Origin of the sequence: Sphingomonas sp. Ant H11 (genome assembly GCF_000797515.1) — a bacterium.
Classification (GTDB): domain Bacteria; phylum Pseudomonadota; class Alphaproteobacteria; order Sphingomonadales; family Sphingomonadaceae; genus Sphingomonas.
Genome location: NZ_JSBN01000044.1, coordinates 1 through 20,720, shown reverse-complemented (window position 1 = coordinate 20,720; position 20,720 = coordinate 1). Strand labels below are relative to the sequence as shown.

The window sequence follows — 20,720 nt, the reverse complement described above, 5'->3', positions numbered from 1 at the left end:
CGACCGGCGACTGGCTGGCCGGGGTCGCGCCACGCCGACGCGATTGCGGCGGTCCGCGCGGCACATCCGCGCCACGGTGGGAGCGGTGCGCTCTACATCGTGCTGAAACGCGCGCGGAGTTCGCGAAAGTCTTAACCTTTGGCTGTCATCGTCTTGGACAAGCCGGTGCGTTTCGCACCACGCTGCCAGGAGCCAACGATATCGCGATGGAAGGCGTTACGCTCAAAAGCCGCGCAATCGTGTTCGCGATGTGCTCCGGGGCGGTCGCTTTTATCCTTGCGCTCGCCGCGACATCGTCGGGCGGCGTCGAAATCAGCAACATCTCGCGTGCGCTGATCCCGGCGATCGTTTGTGCGGTGATGTGCTGGGCGTCGACCGAGCGCAGCATTGCCGGGACGCGTCGGCGATCGACGCTGCGATCGCGCGTCTGGCGCAGGCGGCGCAGGGCGATCTCAGCGACCAGATCCCCCCCGAAATCGCGACGAACGTGCCCCAGCTCGCTACCGCGATGCATGGCTTGTTCGCGCAGTTGAACGCCAATCTCGATAGCGTCCAGCGGCTGGCGATGTTCGATCCCGTGACCGGGCTTGCCAATCGCACCAACTTTCGCCGGGCGTGCGAGCGGCTGTTGTCGACGATGCCGACGGGCGCGGGCGGCGCGCTGTTCTTCATCGATCTGGACCGCTTCAAGGCGGTCAACGATACGATGGGCCATGCCTGTGGCGACATGCTGCTGGGGATGGTTGCCAACCGCCTGCGCGCGGTCGCCGACAGCGTCACGCTGCCCGAGGCCGGGCCGGCCCCGCTGATCGGCCGGCTGGCGGGCGACGAGTTCACGATGTTCTTCGCGCAGGTCGATTCGGCGGACGCGGCCCGGATCGGGCGTGCGGTCCTGTTCGCGCTGGCCGAGCCGTTCGATCTGGCGGGCACCGATATCGCGATCGGCGCGTCGATCGGCATTGCGCTGCGCCCCGACCATGGCGAAACGCTGACCGACCTGATGCGCGCCGCCGATGCCGCGATGTATCACGCAAAAAGCAGCGGCCGCGGCCGCGCCGAGCACTTCTCGGCCGAGCTGGCCGCGCAGATCAGCGAACGCGCCGGGCTCGAAAGCGCGCTGCGCGACGCGATCGACCGCGATGAGTTCGCGCTCGTCTTTCAACCGCAGCTCCGCGTCGGATCGGGGCAGATCGTCGCGGCGGAGGCGCTGTTGCGCTGGCGGCACCCGCAGGAGGGGTTGCGCCTGCCCGGCACCTTCCTACCGCGCGCCGAGGAAACCGGGCTGATCGTCGAGATCGGCGACTGGGTCGTGCACAGCGTCGCCGAGACGATCGCGCGCTGGAGCCGGATGGGGATCGAACACCGCCTCGCCGTCAACGTGTCGCCGCGTCAGCTCGACCATGCCAGCTTCTTCCGCCGCCTGCGTGCCGCGATGCACCGCGTCGATGCACCCGCGCGGCTGCTCGAACTCGAAATCACCGAGACACTCGCGATGCACTGCAGCGACGAAGTGCTCGAGGCGATCGCGCTGCTGCGCGCCGATGGCGCGACCATCGCGATCGACGATTTCGGCACCGGCTATTCCAGCCTGCCGCGCCTGCGCGCGCTCCCGCTCGACCGGATCAAGCTCGACCGCAGCCTGATCGAACATATCGCCGCGGACGCCGATGCACGCATCATCGCACAGGCGGTGATCGGGCTGATCCACGGCCTTGGCTGCCAGGCGGTCGGCGAGGGGGTCGAGACGCAGGCGCAGGCCGATATCCTGCGTATCATCGGCTGCGACGTGATCCAGGGCTATGCCATCGCCCAACCGATGAACGAAGCCGCCTTTCTCGCCTGGAGCAAGGGCGAAGTGCGCTGGGCGGCGGTCGGCTGAACCGCGCACCCGCGCAACGACCGCACGCTGTCCTACAATAACCATATCGGTTAAATACGCGGACATGCAGAACCTCGTCCCCACCGCTCGCCCGGTGCTCGCGTTCGAGCCCGTTCCCCGCAAATATCGCTATGACGGCTGGACGCCCGAGCGGCAGCACGGCTTCATTGCCGCGCTCGCCGAAACCGGATCGGTCACCGCCGCCGCCCGGCGCATCAACATGAGCGCGGAGGGGGCCTATTACCTCCGCCGACAACCGGGGGCAGACGGCTTCCGCGCCGCGTGGCTCGCCGCGCTCGATCACGGGGTGCAGCGCCTGGTCGATGTCGCGATCGAACGCGCGATCGAGGGCGTGCCCGTCCCGGTCTTCCACAAGGGCGAGCAGGTCGGCGAACGCCGCTGGTATAATGACCGGCTGACGATGTTCATCCTGCGCCACCATCTGACCGATCGCTATGGCGGGCCCGGCCTCGCCCCTGGCACGCGCAACCGCGCGACGATCGAGCGCGAGGCCGCCGAGAATTGCCCGGTGTGCAAGGCGCGCAACCCGGCCTCCATGTCCGAGGCGGACCGCGCGCGCGCCGGTGCCGAGCGCCATGACGATTTCATGCGGCACTATACCAATAAGGTTAAAGCCGAGCGCCAGGCGCGCTTGCGCGGCGACATCGTCGGTGCCGATTTCGCTCTGCGCCAGTTGACCGAAATCGAGTTCATCTTCTGCGTGATCGACCGGCCCGACGCGATCGTCGCGTTCTGGAACGACATGTTCCTGCATCTCGATGATCCCGACCCGGCGGCAGGCACCGAGGATTCCTTCGCGGCGCGGCGCGCCTTGCTCAAACAGGCGCGCGAGGCGGTGTGGGCGCAGGACGCCATGCTGCGTCCCGCGCCGATGACGCGGCGCGGCCTGTCGAGCGCCATTGCCAGCGGCGCGACGCTCGACGCGCGCAGGACAGCCCGAAAGGAAGCCTGCACCCAAATGGCCGCCGCCCAGGCGCAATGGGAAGCCGCCGCGACCGAGGATGGCTGGCGGGCTTGGTGTGCGCGGGAGGGGTAGCATTCGTCTCGGTCCGCCATGCCGGCCGAGGGGACTCAGGCCGTGAAACTCTCCATTTCATAGCGATAGCGCCGATCTTCTTTGTAGAGGATCACGCGTCCCGGGAAAACGGTGGTGCGCCACCCTACGGGAAGCGCTTTCATGATTTTGATGAGGAGCGTTCGGGTCGTGTCGTCGTCGGTGACCTCAATGATCTCAGCATTTCGCTGATCGATATGCCCCTTTCGGTAGCTGATATACTTGTCATCAGTTCCGGGCTTCAGATCTGTCTCGTAGCGCAGATCATAAGGCAAATGCTGCTTCAGAGCGATTAGTAGCAGGAGCGGCAAATAGCGACCCGGCCGGACCAGATGAAGCGGACGGTCGATGTTGATTGGGTAAGAAATATCGAAATCGGCGGGTTGCTGACCTTCTCGATTGTGTCCGGGGTCATTCGAACCAAAACCGCTGTCATTCCAAGCGAGCGCTTTGCCGTCGGCTTTTCGCATAGCATCGATGAGAATTGCCTCGACGTCGAAGTTCGAAAAGACGAGAATCCGGATGGCCTTAAACGCGATTTTCGAAGGGTCGAGATTGCGCCGATTTTGGATCGTAAAGGCATGTCGGTTCAGTCGATCGCGAAAGCCGTGACGCGTGTCCGTCTTGCCCGCATAAACGGGATAGCCGTCGACGAACAAGACATACGCACCTTTGGCACCCTCGGGTATGCTATTAACCGCAGCCGCAGTGAGGGGTGCCAGATCGATCGCCGCGATGACTTCTGGAAGCTCTGTGCGTAACACCTTCTCTATGTCGATTTCGTACTCGACATAGCCCTTGTGTTCGGGGTCGATTATCGTTGCAGCTGCGGTTTGCGATTCGGTCACGCCGCCATTGGCAGCTTCGAGCGGGTCTTCGTCAAGATGTGCGCTGTCCAACGACCCACAGCCTCTGCAAGCTCGCATGGAACGGCATTACCGAGTTGTCGCATGCTTTCACTCCAACTGCGCGGGAATTCGTAGTCATCCGGCAGGCCTTGAAGACGAGCCGCCTCCCGCGTGCTGAAATACCGTACTCCCCCATCTGGAAGTACCATCATGTTTTCCCCGCCGGGCACCCCGTGGTCTCCGGCTTTAAGTGCTTGGCAGGTTGGTCGAGCAAGCTGCCCGTATGCCCCTTATAAATCTTGGCGCCGGGTTGAAATACGTGATTGTTCATACCGTTGGGTTCGCCCAAGCCCGTCAGCTTATCCCGCACCGTGACCCAGCGTTTGGCGTTCGGCTCTATACCGTTTTTCCGTAAACGGTGTACCGCCCCGGCATCGATCGCTTCGTAGGAATCGAGGGATCGTTTTATCTTATGCTGCTTCCAATACTCGCCCGTTACAAACTGATCCCATAGCAGTCGGTCGCGCGAATGACTTGGGTCAAGCACCGGAATCTCGCCATTGACTACATCCGAACGGAAACCGGCGATCACAACGCGGTGCCGCTTTTGCGCTGCGCCATAGTCGGCCGCATTCAACTGGACGACCCGAACCTGGTAATGAAGGTCGGTGGTCGGCTTGGTCAGCCGTTGCACGATAGAGTTCAGATAGCTCGCAAACTTCGGTCGCGCGATGCCACGCACGTTTTCAAACAGAAAGCTGCTAGGGCGGATTTCGCGAACTGCGCGAATTGCCTGCGGCCACATGTCACGGTGATCGTCGTCGCCACGATGTTTCCCGCCGATGCTAAAGGGCTGGCATGGCGGGCCGCCCGCGACCAGATCGGCCCCTGCATAACTCCGCCAATCAATCTCCCGCACGTCTTTGCGAACAATCGGCCAATGCTTGACGTGTTCAACGCCCTTCGACCGATTGTGAAGGACAGTTTCGACGGCATCACGGTTCCATTCAACCATGAGCTTGTGGCAAAAGCCCGCTTGGGCAAGGCCGAATCCCAAGCCCCCGCAACCGGTGAACAGTTCAACGCTGTGCACGAGCCCAAACCCCTTTCCTGATCGATCCTATCCAACCTGGCGCGATATCGATCGCATTCTGCTCCAGCGTCAGCAAATCCAAATTCCTTTGCCGCGCCAATTTCTAACCGGCCTTGCATGGCCAATTTTTGGCACATGTTCGGCCTATGTTCTACCGAAAATAATGCCAAAACGGATCGATTTTTCGATTGGGCTAATTCGATTGGGCTAAAATGCGCGACCTCCCAGCCAACGCTACCCCTCATCCCCCATCCGCAGCGCCGCAATAAAACGCCTCCTGCGGGATGCTCACGCTCCCATATTCGCGCATCTTGAGCTTGCCCTTCTTTTGCTTGTCGAGCAGCTTGCGCTTGCGGCTGGCGTCGCCGCCATAGCATTTCGCGGTCACGTCCTTGCGCATCGCGCTGATCGTCTCGCGCGCGATCACCTTGCCGCCGATCGCGGCCTGGATCGGGATCTTGAACAAATGGCGCGGGATCAGGTCCTTCAAGCGCTCGACCATGCCGCGCCCGCGCACCTCGGCGGTGCCGCGGTGGACGATCATCGACAGCGCGTCGACCGGCTCTTCGTTGACGAGGATGCTCATCTTGACGAGGTCGCCCTCGCGCTTGCCGATCTGGGTGTAATCGAAGCTGGCATAGCCCTTGGAGAGCGACTTCAGCCGGTCGTAGAAATCGAACACGACTTCGTTGAGCGGCAGCTCATAGGTCGCCTGTGCGCGGCCGCCGACATAGGTCAGGTCCTTCTGGATGCCGCGACGGTCCTGGCAGAGTTTCAGCACGCTGCCGAGATATTCGTCGGGGACATAGATCACCGCCTGGATCCACGGCTCGGAAATGCTTTCGATTTTGTTGGGATCGGGCATGTCGGCGGGGTTGTGCAGCTCGATCGTGCCGCCGCCATGCGTCAGCTCGAGTTCGTACACCACCGACGGTGCGGTGGTGATGAGGTCGAGGTCGTACTCGCGCGTGAGGCGCTCCTGGATGATTTCGAGGTGGAGGAGCCCGAGGAAGCCGCAGCGGAAGCCGAAGCCGAGCGCGGCGCTGGTTTCCATCTCGAACGAGAAGCTCGCGTCGTTGAGGCGCAGCTTGCTGATGCTTTCGCGCAGTTTCTCGAAATCGTTCGCGTCGACCGGGAACAGGCCGCAGAACACCACCGGCTGGACTTCCTTGAAACCCGGCAGTGCCTCGGCGGCGGGGCGCTTGGCGTCGGTGATGGTGTCGCCGACGCGGGTCTGCGCGACTTCCTTGATCTGTGCGGTGATGAAGCCGATTTCGCCGGGGCCGAGATCGGTCAGTTGCTCGATCTTGGGGCGGAAGCAGCCGACGCGGTCGACCAGATGGAGCGTGCCCGCCTGCATGAACTTGATCTGCTGGCCTTTTTTCAGCACGCCCGCCATCACGCGCACCAGGATGACGACGCCGAGATAGGGGTCGTACCAGCTATCGACCAGCATGGCTTTGAGCGGCGCATCGGCATCGCCCTTGGGCGGCGGGATGCGGGTGACGATCGCTTCGAGGACTTCGGCGATGCCGATCCCGGCCTTGGCGCTGGTCAGCACCGCCTGGCTCGCGTCGAGGCCGATCACTTCCTCGATCTCGGCCTTGACCTTGTCGGGGTCGGCGGCGGGGAGATCGATCTTGTTGATGACGGGCACGATCTCATGATCATGCTCGATCGACTGATAGACGTTGGCGAGCGTCTGCGCCTCGACGCCTTGCGCGGCATCGACCACCAGCAGCGCGCCTTCGCACGCGGCGAGGCTGCGGCTCACTTCATAGGCGAAGTCGACATGGCCCGGCGTGTCCATCAGGTTGAGGACGTATTCGATGCCGTCCTTGGCGGTGTAGCGCAGGCGCACGGTCTGCGCCTTGATGGTGATCCCACGTTCCTTCTCAATGTCCATATTATCAAGGACTTGTTCGGACATTTCGCGGTCGCTGAGGCCGCCGGTCGCCTGAATCAGGCGATCGGCAAGCGTCGACTTGCCATGATCGATATGGGCGATGATGCTGAAATTGCGGATGGTCTGAAGAGGGGTCACGAATTCGCCCGGTTGTGTGCTGGAAACAGAAGAGGGGGCCATAGCATCGCCTGCACGCCTGCACAAAGCCCGTCATCATCGCGGTCATCTCTATGCCGCCTGACGCAAATCGGATATCGAGCCAGCGTAACGACTCTAAGCGGGGGCAGGGTATGTCGAAAATCGTGACCGGGATGGCGATGGCAGCGATCATCGGGAGCATGCCGATGCAGGTCGCCGCGCAGCGACTGGCCAAGCCCTCGGGCACCCAGAAGCTGCAAGAAGCGACGATGAACGACGTGCCGCATTGCGCGCGCAAGCATGGCACGATCTCGATCGTCGACGGCGACGATTCGCGCGGCTGGACGCAATACAACCTCGCGCCGCCGCAGAAGCTGCTCAAGGTGCTGGTACAGCGTTCGGGCTGCTTCAACATCGTCGATCGCGGCAGCGGCTTGCAGGCAGCACAGCGCGAGCGCGATATCGGCGGCGATCTCGGGCTGCAGCGCGGTTCCAATGTCGGCCAGGGCCAGATCAAGGCCGCCGACTATGTCCTCCAGGCCGAAGTGCAGGGTGCCAATAGCAACGCTAGCGGCAGTGGTGTCGCAGCCGGGCTCGGCGGTCTGATCGGCGGACCGATCGGCGGAATCGTCGGCGGCGTGCGCAGCCGGAAGATGGAAGCCAATGTCGTGCTGTCGATCACCAATGTGCGCACCACCGAAACGCTGGCGACCGAGGACGGCTATGCCGCCAAGAACAGCCTCAGCTTCGGCGGCGGTGGCGGCGTATTCGGCGGCGTCGCAGGCGGCGGGGTGATCGGCGGCGGCTATGACAATACCGATATCGGCCGGATCGTAACGCTGGCGTTCATCCAGGCCTATGCGAAGCTGGTCAACGATCTCGGCTACGTGACGCCGGGTGACACCGGCACGGCCGAAGCCGCGCCTGCCAAGACCTTCACCGCGCAAGGCCCGCTGGCCTTGCGCTCGGCGGCCAGCGCGACCGGCCGTGTGCTGCGCACCTTGCCCGCCGGTGCGATCGTCTACCCGACCGGCAACAAGAATGGCCTGTGGTGGGAAGTCGCCGACGAGAATGACAATGTCGGCTGGGTGCTCAACACCAAGCTCGCGCCGTCGCGCTAACGGGCGGGCTGGCGGCGGCCGGGGCGGCGGGCTAGGGTGAGGGATCGTTTTAGGAGACGTCGCCATGAAGTTTGCCATCCCGTTTGTCGCCGCCAGCCTCGCGCTTGGCTTTGCTACCCCTGCCATGGCCGCGCTGAAGGTTGGCGATACCGCACCGAATTTCACCACCGAAGCCGCGCTTGGCGGCAAGACGCATAGCTTTACGCTGGCGACCGCGCTCAAGAAGGGGCCGGTGGTGCTGTATTTCTTCCCCGCCGCCTTCACCTCGGGCTGCACCGCGGAGGCGCATGCCTTTGCCGAGGCGGCGGCCGATTTCGAGAAGCAGGGTGCCACGCTGATCGGCCTGACGGCGGGTAATGCCGAGCGAATCAAGGAATTCTCATCGGTCGAATGCCGCGACAAATTCCCGGTCGGGCTCGCCACGCCTGCAACGATCTCGGGCTATGACGTCGCGCTGCCGCAAAAGGCCGGCTGGACCAACCGCACCTCCTATGTGATCGGCACCAACGGCAAGATCGCTTACGTGCTGTCCGAGATGAAGCCCGAGGGGCACATCACCGGGACCTTGGCGGCAGTGAAGGCGCTCAAAGCGAAGAAGGGCTGAGCGAGGCGGGATTGGGAGTGGCGGGGTGCCCCCGACCGAGGCGAGCGCAGCGAGCGCCGCCGCGAGACGGTCGGGGCCGCGCCCGCCCACAAGCACATAGGCCAGGCCGCGCCGCTCCAGCTCGGCACGTGACAGGTCGAAGAAGCGCTGCCGCTCCGCCGTACTGCCGAACAGGCGCGTACCATCGTCGATCCACGGTAAGTCGATGTCGAGCAGCAGGTACAGGTCGCGGTGTTGTGCCACGCGTCGAACCACGGGTCGCGGGTGCGAACAGCATGTCGGCCCACACCGCCGTCATCAGCGGATCTGTATCGAGGAATAAAGGGTCAGCACCGGTAGCGCGCGCGGCCTGTGTCATCGCATCGTGCGTTTGGGCAATCTCGACCAGATCGGCCATGGTGAAATCGGTGCCGTGCTGTTCGGCGAAGGTGCGGCCATATTCGGGGACGAACACCGTCGCATAATGCGCGGCAAGCTGTTCGATCAGCGTCGATTTGCCCGTGCTTTCGGGCCCGTGCAGGCAAATCACGGTCATGCGGGGGCGGTCCGTCGCGCGACCCGCTGCCAGTCGAACAGACCCCAGATCGCCAGTGCCAGGAAGATCGCGTAGAGCAGCATCGTCAGCCACAATCCCTTGGCGGCATAGAGGCCGACCGAGCCGATATCGACTGCGATCCACAGCCACCAGCTTTCGACCACACGGCGCGATTGCAAAATCTGCGCGGCGACGCTCATCGCAGCAAGCGTCGCATCGGCCCAGGGGAAGGAGGCGTCGGTGAAGCGGTGCATTGCATATCCCCACAGCGCCGCTGCGGCCAGACACCCGATCGTCCAGGTCAATCGAGCGCGGTTCGTCAAAAGCCCGACCGTCACTTCACCCGCAGCCGCGCGGGCGCGGGACCAGTTCCACCAGCCATAGATTTGCACGACGAAGAAAAAACACCTGCAGCAAAGCATCGCTGTAGAGTCGTGTATGGAGAAAGATGACCGCGTAGAGAGTGACCATCGCGAGGCCGAAGACATAGTTCCAGATGCTGCGCAAAAACGACCAGCGTGACATTGGCCAGTCCGAGCAGGAACGCGACAATTTCGAGAGCGGTCATGGCGCGGAGCGGTAGCAGTGGGAGATGCCACGCGTCGAGCATGGATGCGCAAAGGGCCGCCCGGTCACCCGAACGGCCCGCTGGCTTAACGCGATATCCCGCTCAGAAGGCGATCTTGACCGTCGCGCGGTAGCTTTGGTTGGAGATGTCGGTCCGACCGGCTGTCGTATCCGCCCCGATGGACAGCGTGACGTCCTTGGTCGCGTAGGACAGGCCGCCGCCGATCTCGCCCCAGTCTTTGTCTTGCGCAGCCAGTGCGAAGGATGCGTTGGGGCCAACGCCGCCGACGAAATTCGCACCGAAGGCGCTCGGCTGGTCGCGGAACGCATGCACATAATAAGCGGACAGATAGGGCTTGAGGATCTTGCCGCCGCTCAGGTTGACACCGCCCAATGCCTGAACGCTGTTCGAGGGTAGCGGCGCGATCCGCAGCGCGGTGCCCCCGCCGGTCTCATTCGTACCCGCCCAGTCGATCTGCCCTGCGCGCAGTGCGGCGCGCGGCGTGATCTTCAGGCCGCCCCCGACGCTTATGTCATATCCCAGCCCGAGCTGCGTCGAATAGGTCAGCGAGCTTTCGTGCCCACGCAGCGTGAAGGGCGTTCCGACCAGGGAAACGCTGCGGCGCGTTGCCGTATCGAGGAAGCCCAGGCTCGCCTGAACATCGAACGTGAGCGGCCCTGCAAGCGCGATTTTGCCATAGGCGCTGGTCTGGAACAGGTCCGCCCGGGCATATTGGCCGCCGGTCGTGGAGCCGCTCGCGTTGGTGTAGGAGAAGGACATGCCGACGGCGGTACGGCTGTCGAGTTCGCCTTCGATGCCGCCGACGACGTAGAACCCGTCAAAGGTGTCGCGCGCGCCGAGCGGAACGGCGGTGGGCATTGGGCGGCTGTTGCCGTTGAGATAGCCTGCCGCGATGTAACCGTTGACGGTTTCGGGCAGCTTGCCCGGGCGCAGCGCCGTATCGTTTGCAGCGAGGGCAGCGCCACTGGCGACGACATCTCCCGACGCGCGGCTCGCCGCGAAGACGAGCGGATTGCCGATGATCGCGAGCGTCCCGTCAAGGTCGCCATGATCGAGATTGGCCAAGCGGGTGGCGGTGAACCGCTGCATATTGTCCACCGCGAGCGTGCCGAGCGCGCGCTTCAGCGTCTGCTCGCGCGGGGCAAGGCTGTCGAGCGTACCTTGGATCGTGGCCGCGTTCTGCAGATCGAGCGGGCCATAAACACCGGCATAGGTGTTGTAGATGCTGCGGTTCTGGTCGAGCAATTGCGCATAAGCGCGCTGCACCGGCGAACTGCCAACGACGTTTGCATACAATCCAGCGTCGATCGCCACCTGCACCGCATTGGCGGAATAGATGAAGCGCGGGGTGAGGATCGCGCTGAGCGCGGTCGGGGCCGCATAGGTGCCGGTCACGCCGCCTTGCGCGGTCAGGATCGTATAGACATCGCCATAGCGAATCGTGTGGCCCGCGACGGGCGCGAAGCCAACGATGCCGCCAACGCTCGCAGCACCTGTGACCGCGAGTTTATCGGAGGTATTTGCCGGTCCAAGGTCGATGAACTGCACCGTTCCCGAGGACAGGATCAAATTGCCGCCGAAGGTGATGGTGCCAATGGTACCGGCCGTGCCGGGCATGATCATGCCGCTCACGCTGGTGAAGAACGGCGCGTTGAAGCGCCCCGCACCGGTGATACCGCCGGTCAGCAACAGATAGTCGCCAACCGAGGTGACCGTGCCGTTATTGGTGACGAGACCCTGCAATTGATTGATGTTGATCAGGCTGGTCAACGAAGCGCCGCTGTTGACGGTCAGTTTGGCGGCAGTGCCATTGAGCGTTAGGCGGTCGATCGTCACGGCCGATCCGAGCGTGGTGGTGCCGGCCGCGGCCAACGTCACGTCGAAATAGCGTGCGTTGATCTGATTCACCGAGTCGGGATTGATATTGTTCGGCACGAAGTTGGTTGCCCCGGGCAAGCCATTGGCGAGCGTCGCGGCGGGGAGGGCGGTCGAGCTGGCGGTGGTGCCGGGAACTGGGTTGGTGACCGCGACGCCGTGGTCATAATAGACGCCGGTCTTCACGTCATAGCAGACGTCATAGGCGAAATTGGGTTCCTGATCGCAGATCTGGCCGAATTTGCCCGATGTACCGGTGGTGCCCTGACCTGCCGTGGTGGGCACGCCGTTGACCAGCGCGCCGTTGACGATGACGTTATAGGCGGGGTCGAGGTTGGTCACCCAATGCGTTGGGTCGGTCCAATTGCCGTCGCCCGCAAGCGTGCTGACGTAGCGATAGGGATTGGCGGCCGCGATATAGTCCCAATACAGATAAAGCGGCTGGTAGAAGGCGCTGGTGCCGTAGCTGCCGGACGGCTGCGCACTGAAATAGCGCGTCCCGCCCGAGAGCACTGCGATCACCAGTTGCTTGGCATAAGTGCGGTCGAGGATCAGCGGACCGCCCGAATCGCCGGGTCCGGTAATCCCTTCTCCAGACAGGGCGTTATCCTTGAAGATATTGAAGTCGAAACCGTTGGTGCGGCTGTTCGGTGCTCCGCTGCTGTCGAAGTCGATCTGATAGAGATTCTGGGGGCGACCCCGGTGGCGCGATGCCGAACAGGCCGATATCGATATCGTCGAGCGACCCGAGCAAGCCCAAATAATTCTCTGCCAAGCGCCGCCGATAGTCGACGCCGACCGAAGCGCCGCTGGTCGCGGTCCCGGTATTGCCATAGCCGGCGATGGCCACGTGATAGCCGGTGCCGGTCGTGTCGCTGATCGAGGTGGGGGCGGGCAGTGCAGAGAATAGCAGCGCCCAGGTCGGCACATTCGCTGCGGGCGTATCGAGCGAAGCGACGGCGACGTCTGCCTGCAGGAAGTTGTTTGCCAGCCCCAGATCAAGCGAGTGCGCGTTATATTGCACCTGATTGACGTTATAGAGATAGTCCGTGATCGAGGTCAGATACTTGGCACCGCCCGCGGTGCCATTGAGCCAGTGCCCGAAAGCCGAATTGCCCGCGAGATTGTTGTTCGTCTGAAAGCCGAACGCGATCGGCAACTGGCCAGTACCGGTGCCGTAACCCCAGGGGTTCATAGCCGTGCCCGTCGGGCTCTCATTGACGCAGTGCGCCGCGAAAATGACGGTGCGCGGGTTGATCAGCGTGCCGGTGCACAGGCCGATAAAGCCGTTCTTCTGATCGATGATCATCTGCCCGATGCCGGTGACGTTGGTCGGGTCGCGGTCGGTCACCGATGTGCCGGGCGGCGCGATGACAATGCTGGGATCCGAAACGGGCGGCACCGCGATATTGGTCTGCGGTTCAAGAACGTAGCTCGCAGGGCCGACACCCACCGGTGTGTCGTTGAGCGTAGCGGCCTGCGTCGCGCCAGCGGCGACAAGCGACCAAGTTGCGGCGGACGCGAGAAGGACTGCTCGCGCAGCAGGCGCACGTTTACCAAGCTCGACCATGATAGACTCCCCCGTTTGGCGCTGCCCCTGCCGCGCCGTATTGGGAGGGAGGCTAAATACCCGTTATCAAAAGCTCAAGGCGTGGAAGGCCCGTAACGGGCGCATTTTGTAATATTTCAAGATAATTACAGCGTGTTGCGCTAATGCAACATTGATCGAGTTTATGGGGCACGCCACGATCGATTGTACCTGCCTGGACGGCAATTTTCAGCCGGCGGCGGATCATCATGACATCGGGGAATATGGGGGGACGCCAGGGCAGCCTTCAACGGCAAGTGCCCGCTTCGTTCCAGCAATGGTCGGGGCGATAGGATTCGAACCTACGACCCCTGGACCCCGAGACCAGTGCGCTACCAGACTGCGCCACGCCCCGACACATTGCAGGGCGCAGCGCGTAGCCGCAGGGCGCGGCGGTAGCAAGTCAAAAAAATGCCACGCAGGCGGATCGCGCGTCTGCCGCGGCTCAAAGGAGCACGGCGAGCATCTCGTCGATCGTCGCGAATTTCTCACGGGGGGCACCCTGACGCGCGCGCGCGACCTCCGCCGCCTCGATCTTTTGCCAATCGCGGAAGGTCACGATCTCGACACCGCGCTGTGCGAGCAATTCATCAAGATCGATGCGCCCGCGCTTGCCACTGTCGGCCGGAATGTCCGCAGCGATGAGCTCTGCGATGGCGAAACCGTCGGGGCGGTTGGTGCCGATCGTGCCAGTTGGACCGCGACGGGCCCATCCGACCGCGTAAAGCCCCGGCGCGATCCGTCCCTCGACATTGGCGAAGCGCCCGAGCTTCTCGTCATATGGCACCCCGGCGATCGGCGGCGTGCGATAGCCGATACAGCTGACGACCAGGCCAGCGGGGACCGCATAGGTGTCGCCGGTGTCGCGCACGTTCCCAAGATCATCGATCATGGTGCGGGCGACGATAACCCGTTCCGCGACACCGGTGCCCTCGATACGAAGTGGACGGGCGAAAAAATCGAAGACGATGTGGACCGGCTTGTCGTCCTTCCGCTCGGCAAAAGCCCTCAGGTGAGCGATCGATTTCCGCAGGCCCGGGTCCAGCGCCGCGTCGCTTTCGGGCGAGGGAAGGTCGGAGGGATCCACAACAGGGAGCGCCCGCGAAAGATGGGCAAGCTCGCCGAGCTCCTTCGGGGTCATCGCGATCTGCTGCGGTCCGCGCCTCGAGAGCACGGTGATCGTGGCCAATTCTGTCTCGCGCAATCGTCCAAGCGCGTGGGCGGCGATGTCCGATCCGGCAAACTCGTCCTCGGCTTTTGCGAGAATGCGAGCAACGTCGAGCGCGACATTGCCGGCCCCGATGACCACCGCATCGCCGCGGGTGAGCGGCGGATCGAGGTCGGCAAAGTCGGGATGGCCGTTGTACCAGCCGACAAAGGCGGCCGATCCGATGACGCCGGGCAGGCCGTCGCCCGGTACGCCGAGCGGCTTATCCGCCGGTGCCCCGGTGGCGAGGATGACGGCATCGTAACGATCGAGCAATTCGCCAATGGAGACGTCGCTTCCCACCGTGACGTTGCCGACAAACCGCACCGTGTCGCTCAACGCGACCGTTTCATAGCGTCGGGCCACGCCTTTGATCGATTGATGGTCGGGGGCAACGCCGCTGCGGATCAAACCATAGGGTACCGGCAAACGATCGATGATATCGACGCGTGCAGCATCGCCGAACGTCTTTTGACAGCCTTCCGCGCTATAATAACCCGCAGGGCCTGAGCCGATGATCGCAATGTGGCGCATTGGGGCTCTCCTATGGGGGATATCCTAGCGTGGGGTTCGCTGACGGCAAGGTGCGCCGGCACTCTAGCCTTTGGACCGAAGATAACGATAGAGTTACGAATGACATGAATGTCATGTTGGCGTCGCGTTTAGGCCATGCGAAGGGGCCGATGCGATCATGACGATTTTACCCGAGGACAGGAATTCCATGAGCAGTGCCCCCGTTTTCTACGATGCCTCGGGGCGCCGTCGGCGGCGTTTCGCGGTGGCGGTGACGGCGTTTGTGCTGTTGATCGTGGTGGCGATTGCCGCGCTCGGGGTTTCTATCGGGGCTGTGCCGCGCGCGCCCTTGTTGCCGGTCGAGGCCGAGCACGCCGCGTTGACCAAGCTGCCGCCGCCGCATGAGCCGCTGCTGAAGCGCGCGCGGCATGATTTGAACGACTATGCCCGGCTGCTCGGCGCGCGTCCGCGCGGGGTTGGGGTCGATCAGCCATTGGCGATCGCGTTTCATGCGCCTTGGGACGAGTCCTCGGCGGCATCCCTCCGTCGCAATATCGCTGAGCTTGACTGGCTGATTCCGGGCTGGGTTTCGGTCACTGGCGCGGATCATAAGGTCACTGTGTTTCGGGATGTTGCGGGGCGGGAGATCATCAACCGGTCGCCACATCGCCCCCTGATCTTGCCGATGATCCAGAATGCGGTGAACGGCAATTGGGATCCGCGCGGCATGGAGGCGTTGTTGCGGGCACCGGCGCAACGCAAGGCGTTGCTGGACAAGCTCGAACCCTGGCTGGCGGCCAACCATGCGGGCGGCGCGTTTTTCGATTTCGAAGAGCTTACGCCCAGGGGGCAGGCCGACTTTCGCACGTTCCTGGCCGAGGCGCGGGCGCGTTTTATCAAGCACAGCTGGGTGATCGCGATCGCTGTGCCGATCGGCGAAGCGATGGGCAGAATGGCTGGAATATGCAGGCATTCGCCCCCGTGGTCGATCGTATCTTCCTGATGGCCTATGACGAGCATGAAGTCGGCGGCGCAGCAGGGCCAATTGCGTCGCAAGCGTGGTTTGAACAGTCTGTCGCAAGAGCGGCGCATGGCCTGCCGCGCAGCAAGGTCGTCGTCGCGATCGGCAGCTATGCCTATAACTGGCACGATCATACCGGGGAGCCGCTCGCGATCGACGAAGCGTGGGAAACCGCGCGGGAATCGAGCGCAATGCCCGTGTTCGACAGGGCCAGCGGCAATACCGGCTTTGCCTATCAGGAAAACGGCAGTCGTCACGAGGTGTGGATGCTGGATGCGGCCTCGGCCTACAACCAGTTGCGCTTTCTGGCGCGATCGGGGCTGGACGGGGTCGCGGTCTGGCGCTTGGGATCGGAGGATCCCGGACTCTGGTCGATCTTCGGCCGCTCGCACCGAACCTTGCCCCCTGCGTCCGTCATCGAGAAAATCCCCGCCGGGACCGACGTCGACATTGATGGCAGCGGTGAGATCCTGAAGATCGCAGGTGTGCCCGTGCAGGGCGTGCGGCGCGTCCAGACCAACAAGGACGGCGCGATCACGAATGTCGTGTTCGAAACCTTACCCTCGCCCTACATCGTCGCGCGCACCGGGTATAAGCCGGGGCTTGTCGCGCTGACCTTCGACGACGGGCCCGACCCGACCTGGACCCCCAAGGTGCTCGACATCCTGAAAGAAAAGAAGGTACCCGGTACCTTCTTCATCGTCGGCGAAAACGCGCTAACCCAGCGGCCGTTGCTCGAACGCATGGTCCGCGAAGGCCATGAAATCGGCAGCCACACCTATACGCATCCCAATCTGGCGGGTGCCTCGCTTGCCGAGACGACCTTTCAGCTCAACACCACGCAGCGCCTGTTCCAGGCGTTTACCGGGCATTCGCTCCGCCTGTTCCGCGCACCGTATTTTGGCGACGCCGAGCCAACCACCGCCGACGAAATCGATCCGGCGCTGCAGGCGCAGGATCGGGGGTATATCTCGGTCGGGCTGCACGTCGATCCGGGTGATTGGAAGCGCCCGGGCGTCCAGAATATCATCGATTCGACGGTGGCGCAGGTAACCGACCCCACGGCCAAGTGCGACCCCACCAATCCCGAGCCGCAGTGCAGCCGCAACATCGTGCTGCTCCACGACGCCGGTGGAGATCGTTCTCAGACGGTTGAGGCGCTGCCGCAGATCATCGATCAGTTGCGCGCCAGGGGGTACACCTTCGTGCCCGTGTCGACGTTGGCCGGCATCCCGCGCGATGTGGTGATGCCGAAGCTGTCCGCGAGTGATCAAGCAGCCGCGGCGACCGATCTGTTCATCTTCAGCGCGCTCGGCGCGATCGTCATCGGGCTAGGGTGGATCTTCTTTCTTGCCATTACGATCGGTATCGCGCGCGCGGTGATCCTCTCGGCGCTGGCGCTGATTCAGGCCCGACGCGAGAGCCGGACGATCTTCCCCGAGATCGACCCGACGCGTTTCGTTACCGTGATGATCCCTGCGTTCAACGAGGAATTGGTGATCGAGCGCGCGGTGCGCGGTGTGCTCGCCTCGACCGATGTGCGCGTCGAAGTCATCGTGATCGATGATGGATCGAGCGATGAGACCAGCGAGGTCGTCGCGTCGGCGTTTGCGCAAGACCCGCGCGTGAAGCTGTTAACGCTCGAAAATGGCGGGAAGGCGCGGGCGCTCAACCACGCCCTCGCGCTGGCAACGGGCGAGATCGTAATCGCGCTCGACGCCGATACCCAGTTCGAGCCAACCACGATCGCCCGGCTCGCGCGCTGGTTCGCCGACCCAAAGATCGGCGCGGTGGCGGGCAATGCCAAGGTTGGCAACCGCGTGAACCTGCTGACCAAATTCCAGGCGGTCGAATATATCACTGCGCAGAATCTCGAGCGTCGGGCGCTGGCGCGGCTTGATGCGATGACGGTGGTGCCAGGCGCGGTCGGTGCATGGCGGCTTGCCGCGATCCAGCAGGTCGGCGGCTATCCCGATGACACGCTGGCTGAGGATCAGGATCTCACCATCGCGATCCAGCGGGCGGGCTGGAAGGTGACCTATGACCAATATGCCATCGCCTGGACCGAATCGCCCGAGACGGTGAAGGGGCTGGCCAAGCAACGCTTCCGCTGGGCGTTCGGCACGCTGCAATGCCTGTGGAAGCACGGCATCATCATCGCGACGGGCAAGCCGCGCGGGCTTGCCCGGGTCGGCTTGCCGCAGGCGATCCTGTTCCAGATCGTGTTCGCCGCGATTTCGCCGATCATCGATCTGGCGCTGATCGTCAGCTTCGTGACGACGTATCTGGCCGTGCAGGCGCATGGCTGGGCGCAGACCCAGCACGATGTCGAGAAGATGCTGATCTACTGGCTGGTGTTCACTGCGATCGATCTGCTCGCGGCGACCGTGGCGTTCGCGCTGGAGCGGCGGGAGAATTGGCGGTTGCTGTGGCTGCTGATCCCGCAGCGCATCGGCTATCGCCAGATCATGTATTACGTCGTGATCAAGGCCATTGCGCAGGCCTTGCGCGGCCCGCGCGTCGGCTGGGGCAAATTGGTGCGCACCGGGCGCGTGCAGGCGGGGTAGCGCGCGGGCGGGAGGGTTTTGCTATATGCGCGTCGATATAGCTATCGTATGGACGGGCCATGAAACGCCTCCTGCTCCTGTTGCTATTTCTGACCGGGATTGCCCCCGCGGTGGCGAGACCTCAGTCGCAAGGACCGTTGGTGCTGGCCGCAGCCAGCCTGCAGGAGGCAATGACTGCAGCGGGGCACGCCTGGGCGGCGCAGGGCCATGCCGAACCCGTGCTGTCCTTCGCCGCCTCCTCGCGCTCGCGCGCCAGATCACGGCTGGCGCACCTGCCGACCTGTTCGTTTCGGCGGACCAGGCATGGATGGATGATGTCGCAGCCAAGGGGCTGCTGGTGCAGGGCACCCGCGCGCCCTTTCTCGGCAATCGGCTGGTGATCGTCGCGGCCGTGGGCAACCCGGTGAAGGTGCCGCTGGCCCCGGCAGCGCTCGCGCGGCTGCTGGCGGCAGGGCCGCTGGCGATGGCGGACCCCGACAGCGTGCCGGCCGGGCGCTACGGCAAGGCCGCGCTCACCGCGCTTGGCGTGTGGGCGCAGGTGCAACCGCATGTCGTCTCCGGGGACAGCGTACGCGCCGCGCTGGCGCTGGTCGAGCGTGGGGCGGCACCGCTCGGCATTGTTTACGCGACCGATGCGCGTGCCTCGTCCGCCGTCCGGATCGCAGGCGTGTTCCCGCCGCGCAGTTATCCGCCGATCACCTATCCGCTGGCGCGCCTGAAAAGCTCGACGAACCGCGAGGCGGAGGGGTTCCGCCGCTTTCTGCTGTCGCGCAGCGGCCGGGCGATCTTCGCGCGCTTCGGCTTCAGCGCGCGGTAATGCTCACCTCAGAGGAATGGGGCATCGTCCTGCTGTCGTTGCAGGTCGGCGCGGTGGCGATGGCGGCGACGCTGCCGGTGGCCTTTACGCTGGCCTGGATACTGGCGCGGGTGCGCTTTCCGGGCAAGGTGCTGCTTGATGCAGCGGTGCATTTGCCGCTGGTGGTGCCGCCGGTGGTGACGGGCTGGGTGCTGTTGCTGGCCTTTGCCCCGCGCGGGGTGATCGGCGCACCGCTCGAGGCGCTGTTCGGGGTGTCGGTGCTGTTCCGCTGGACCGGGGCGGCGATTGCGGCGGCGGTGATGGCGCTGCCGCTGACGGTGCGCGCGATGCGGCTGTCGATCGAGGCGGTCGATCAGCGGTTGGAGAGCGCCGCGCGCACGCTGGGGGCCGGGAGGGCGCGTGTATTCTGGACGATCACGCTGCCGCTGAGTGTGCCCGGCATCCTTGCGGGCGCAGTGCTGGGCTTTGCACGCTCGATCGGCGAGTTTGGCGCGACGATCACCTTCGTCTCCAACGTGCCCGGGCAGACGCGGACTTTGCCGCTGGCGATCTACAGCGCGCTGCAGCAGCCGGGCGGTGAGGCGATGGCGTGGCGGCTATCGTGGATATCGGTCGCGCTGTCACTGGCGGCTTTGGTCGCGTCGGAAGTGCTGGCGCGGCGGATGGGGTCGGGGCACCATGTCCTTTGATGTCGCACTGACCAAGCGGATCGGTACGACCGAGATCGCGCTGACGCTGGAACCGGGGCCCAGCGCGGGGCCGGGCGCGACGATCCTGTTTGGCCGGTCGGGCGTGGGCAAGACCAGCGTGCTCAACATGGTGGCGGGGCTGCTGCGCCCCGATGCCGGGCATGTGCGGGTGGGCGGCGAGACGCTGTTCGGGGACGGCGTGGACGTGCTGCCCGAGCGCCGCCGCGCGGGCTATGTCTTTCAGGAACCACGGCTGTTCCCGCATCTGCGCGTGCGCGGGAACTTGCTCTACGGCGCGCCGCGTGGGGCGGAGATAGGCGATCGGCTGGATTTCCTCGGCATCGGCGGCTTGCTCGACCGCTGGCCGCGCACGCTGTCGGGCGGCGAGGCGCGGCGGGTCGCGATCGGGCGGGTGCTGCTCAGCGACCCGCGCTTCCTGCTGCTCGACGAGCCCTTGTCCTCGCTCGACCGACCGCGCCGCGAGGAGGTGATGCAAGCGATCGAACATATGCGCGACGTGCTGCGCCTGCCGATCCTGATGGTGACGCACGACCCGGAAGAGGCCGAGCGGCTGGGCACGCGGGTGGTGCGGATGGGCTGAACGACGGCCTGGTATAGAGGACATAGCCGTCGTGCCCGCACCCCAAAAACAGCC

13 protein-coding genes, 1 tRNA gene and 6 pseudogenes are annotated in these 20,720 nt (G+C 64.1%); 9 read left to right on the top strand and 11 right to left on the bottom strand.

Going from position 1 to position 20,720, the window contains the following annotated elements:
* Positions 1-135, top strand: a pseudogene (locus tag NW75_RS26255) (Smr/MutS family protein); the annotation flags it as partial.
* 10 nt (positions 136-145) lie between these two features.
* Here NW75_RS26255 and NW75_RS26250 read toward each other — a convergent pair.
* Complete coding sequence (locus NW75_RS26250) at positions 146-388, bottom strand: hypothetical protein (RefSeq protein WP_231565089.1); 243 nt, start codon at positions 386-388, stop codon at positions 146-148.
* Between NW75_RS26250 and NW75_RS09775 the strand changes: the two genes are divergently transcribed.
* The gene (locus NW75_RS09775; protein ID WP_443024455.1) at positions 362-1,879 is read left to right on the top strand and encodes a putative bifunctional diguanylate cyclase/phosphodiesterase; all 1,518 of its coding nucleotides are present in this window, start codon (positions 362-364) and stop codon (positions 1,877-1,879) included. The two genes, NW75_RS26250 and NW75_RS09775, sit on opposite strands and share 27 nt — an antisense overlap.
* 64 nt (positions 1,880-1,943) lie before the next feature.
* Complete coding sequence (locus NW75_RS22880; RefSeq protein WP_052192349.1) at positions 1,944-2,936, top strand: hypothetical protein; 993 nt, start codon at positions 1,944-1,946, stop codon at positions 2,934-2,936.
* Between the two features lie 35 nt (positions 2,937-2,971).
* On the opposite strand, the gene NW75_RS09765 is transcribed toward NW75_RS22880, so the two are convergent.
* From NW75_RS09765 to lepA, 4 genes and pseudogenes are all read right to left on the bottom strand, one after another.
* Positions 2,972-3,853, bottom strand: a complete 882-nt coding sequence (locus NW75_RS09765) for a hypothetical protein (protein WP_137902513.1) — start codon at positions 3,851-3,853, stop codon at positions 2,972-2,974.
* Positions 3,799-4,011 carry a DNA cytosine methyltransferase gene (locus tag NW75_RS26245; protein ID WP_231565088.1) on the bottom strand — a complete coding sequence of 71 codons (213 nt, stop codon included), beginning with the start codon at positions 4,009-4,011 and terminating at the stop codon, positions 3,799-3,801. Before NW75_RS26245 ends, NW75_RS09765 begins: the two co-directional genes overlap by 55 nt.
* The gene (locus NW75_RS09760; RefSeq protein ID WP_231565087.1) at positions 4,011-4,895 is read right to left on the bottom strand and encodes a DNA cytosine methyltransferase; all 885 of its coding nucleotides are present in this window, start codon (positions 4,893-4,895) and stop codon (positions 4,011-4,013) included. Before NW75_RS09760 ends, NW75_RS26245 begins: the two co-directional genes overlap by 1 nt.
* A 234-nt stretch (positions 4,896-5,129) precedes the next feature.
* Positions 5,130-6,981: pseudogene (lepA, locus tag NW75_RS09755) on the bottom strand (translation elongation factor 4).
* A 110-nt stretch (positions 6,982-7,091) separates the two neighbouring features.
* Here lepA and NW75_RS09750 point away from each other — a divergent pair.
* Together NW75_RS09750 and NW75_RS09745 are read left to right on the top strand one after the other, a co-directional pair.
* Positions 7,092-8,060, top strand: a complete 969-nt coding sequence (locus NW75_RS09750; RefSeq protein ID WP_033964995.1) for a CsgG/HfaB family protein — start codon at positions 7,092-7,094, stop codon at positions 8,058-8,060.
* Positions 8,061-8,124: 64 nt separating this feature from the next.
* Complete coding sequence (locus NW75_RS09745) at positions 8,125-8,664, top strand: redoxin domain-containing protein (RefSeq protein WP_033964992.1); 540 nt, start codon at positions 8,125-8,127, stop codon at positions 8,662-8,664.
* Between the two features lie 30 nt (positions 8,665-8,694).
* Here NW75_RS09745 and NW75_RS23725 read toward each other — a convergent pair.
* From NW75_RS23725 to NW75_RS09725, 6 genes and pseudogenes are all read right to left on the bottom strand, one after another.
* Positions 8,695-9,199 (bottom strand): annotated as a pseudogene (locus NW75_RS23725) (AAA family ATPase); the annotation flags it as partial.
* Positions 9,196-9,767: pseudogene (gene pnuC / locus NW75_RS09740) on the bottom strand (nicotinamide riboside transporter PnuC). The pseudogenes pnuC and NW75_RS23725, both read right to left, overlap by 4 nt.
* Before the next feature lie 102 nt (positions 9,768-9,869).
* The gene (locus NW75_RS09735; RefSeq protein WP_052192348.1) at positions 9,870-12,185 is read right to left on the bottom strand and encodes an autotransporter outer membrane beta-barrel domain-containing protein; all 2,316 of its coding nucleotides are present in this window, start codon (positions 12,183-12,185) and stop codon (positions 9,870-9,872) included.
* A gap of 82 nt (positions 12,186-12,267) precedes the next feature.
* Positions 12,268-13,233 carry a hypothetical protein gene (locus NW75_RS25110; protein ID WP_052192347.1) on the bottom strand — a complete coding sequence of 322 codons (966 nt, stop codon included), beginning with the start codon at positions 13,231-13,233 and terminating at the stop codon, positions 12,268-12,270.
* A 296-nt stretch (positions 13,234-13,529) separates the two neighbouring features.
* A tRNA-Pro gene (locus NW75_RS09730) sits at positions 13,530-13,606 on the bottom strand.
* A 90-nt stretch (positions 13,607-13,696) separates the two neighbouring features.
* Positions 13,697-14,992 (bottom strand): FAD-dependent oxidoreductase, encoded by a 1,296-nt coding sequence (locus NW75_RS09725; RefSeq protein ID WP_033964991.1) that lies wholly within the window; start codon positions 14,990-14,992, stop codon positions 13,697-13,699.
* 187 nt (positions 14,993-15,179) lie between these two features.
* Between NW75_RS09725 and NW75_RS09720 the strand changes: the two are divergent.
* The 4 genes and pseudogenes from NW75_RS09720 (at position 15,180) to NW75_RS09705 (ending at position 20,666) form a co-directional block, all read left to right on the top strand.
* A pseudogene (locus tag NW75_RS09720) lies at positions 15,180-18,559 on the top strand (glycosyltransferase).
* Between the two features lie 59 nt (positions 18,560-18,618).
* Positions 18,619-19,376, top strand: a pseudogene (gene modA, locus NW75_RS09715) (molybdate ABC transporter substrate-binding protein).
* Positions 19,376-20,065, top strand: a complete 690-nt coding sequence (modB, locus tag NW75_RS09710) for a molybdate ABC transporter permease subunit (protein WP_033964990.1) — start codon at positions 19,376-19,378, stop codon at positions 20,063-20,065. Before modA ends, modB begins: the two are co-directional and overlap by 1 nt.
* Entirely contained in the window at positions 20,055-20,666 is a 612-nt protein-coding gene (locus tag NW75_RS09705) for an ATP-binding cassette domain-containing protein (protein WP_033964989.1), read from the top strand. Before modB ends, NW75_RS09705 begins: the two co-directional genes overlap by 11 nt.
* The last annotated feature ends 54 nt before the right edge of the window (positions 20,667-20,720 follow it).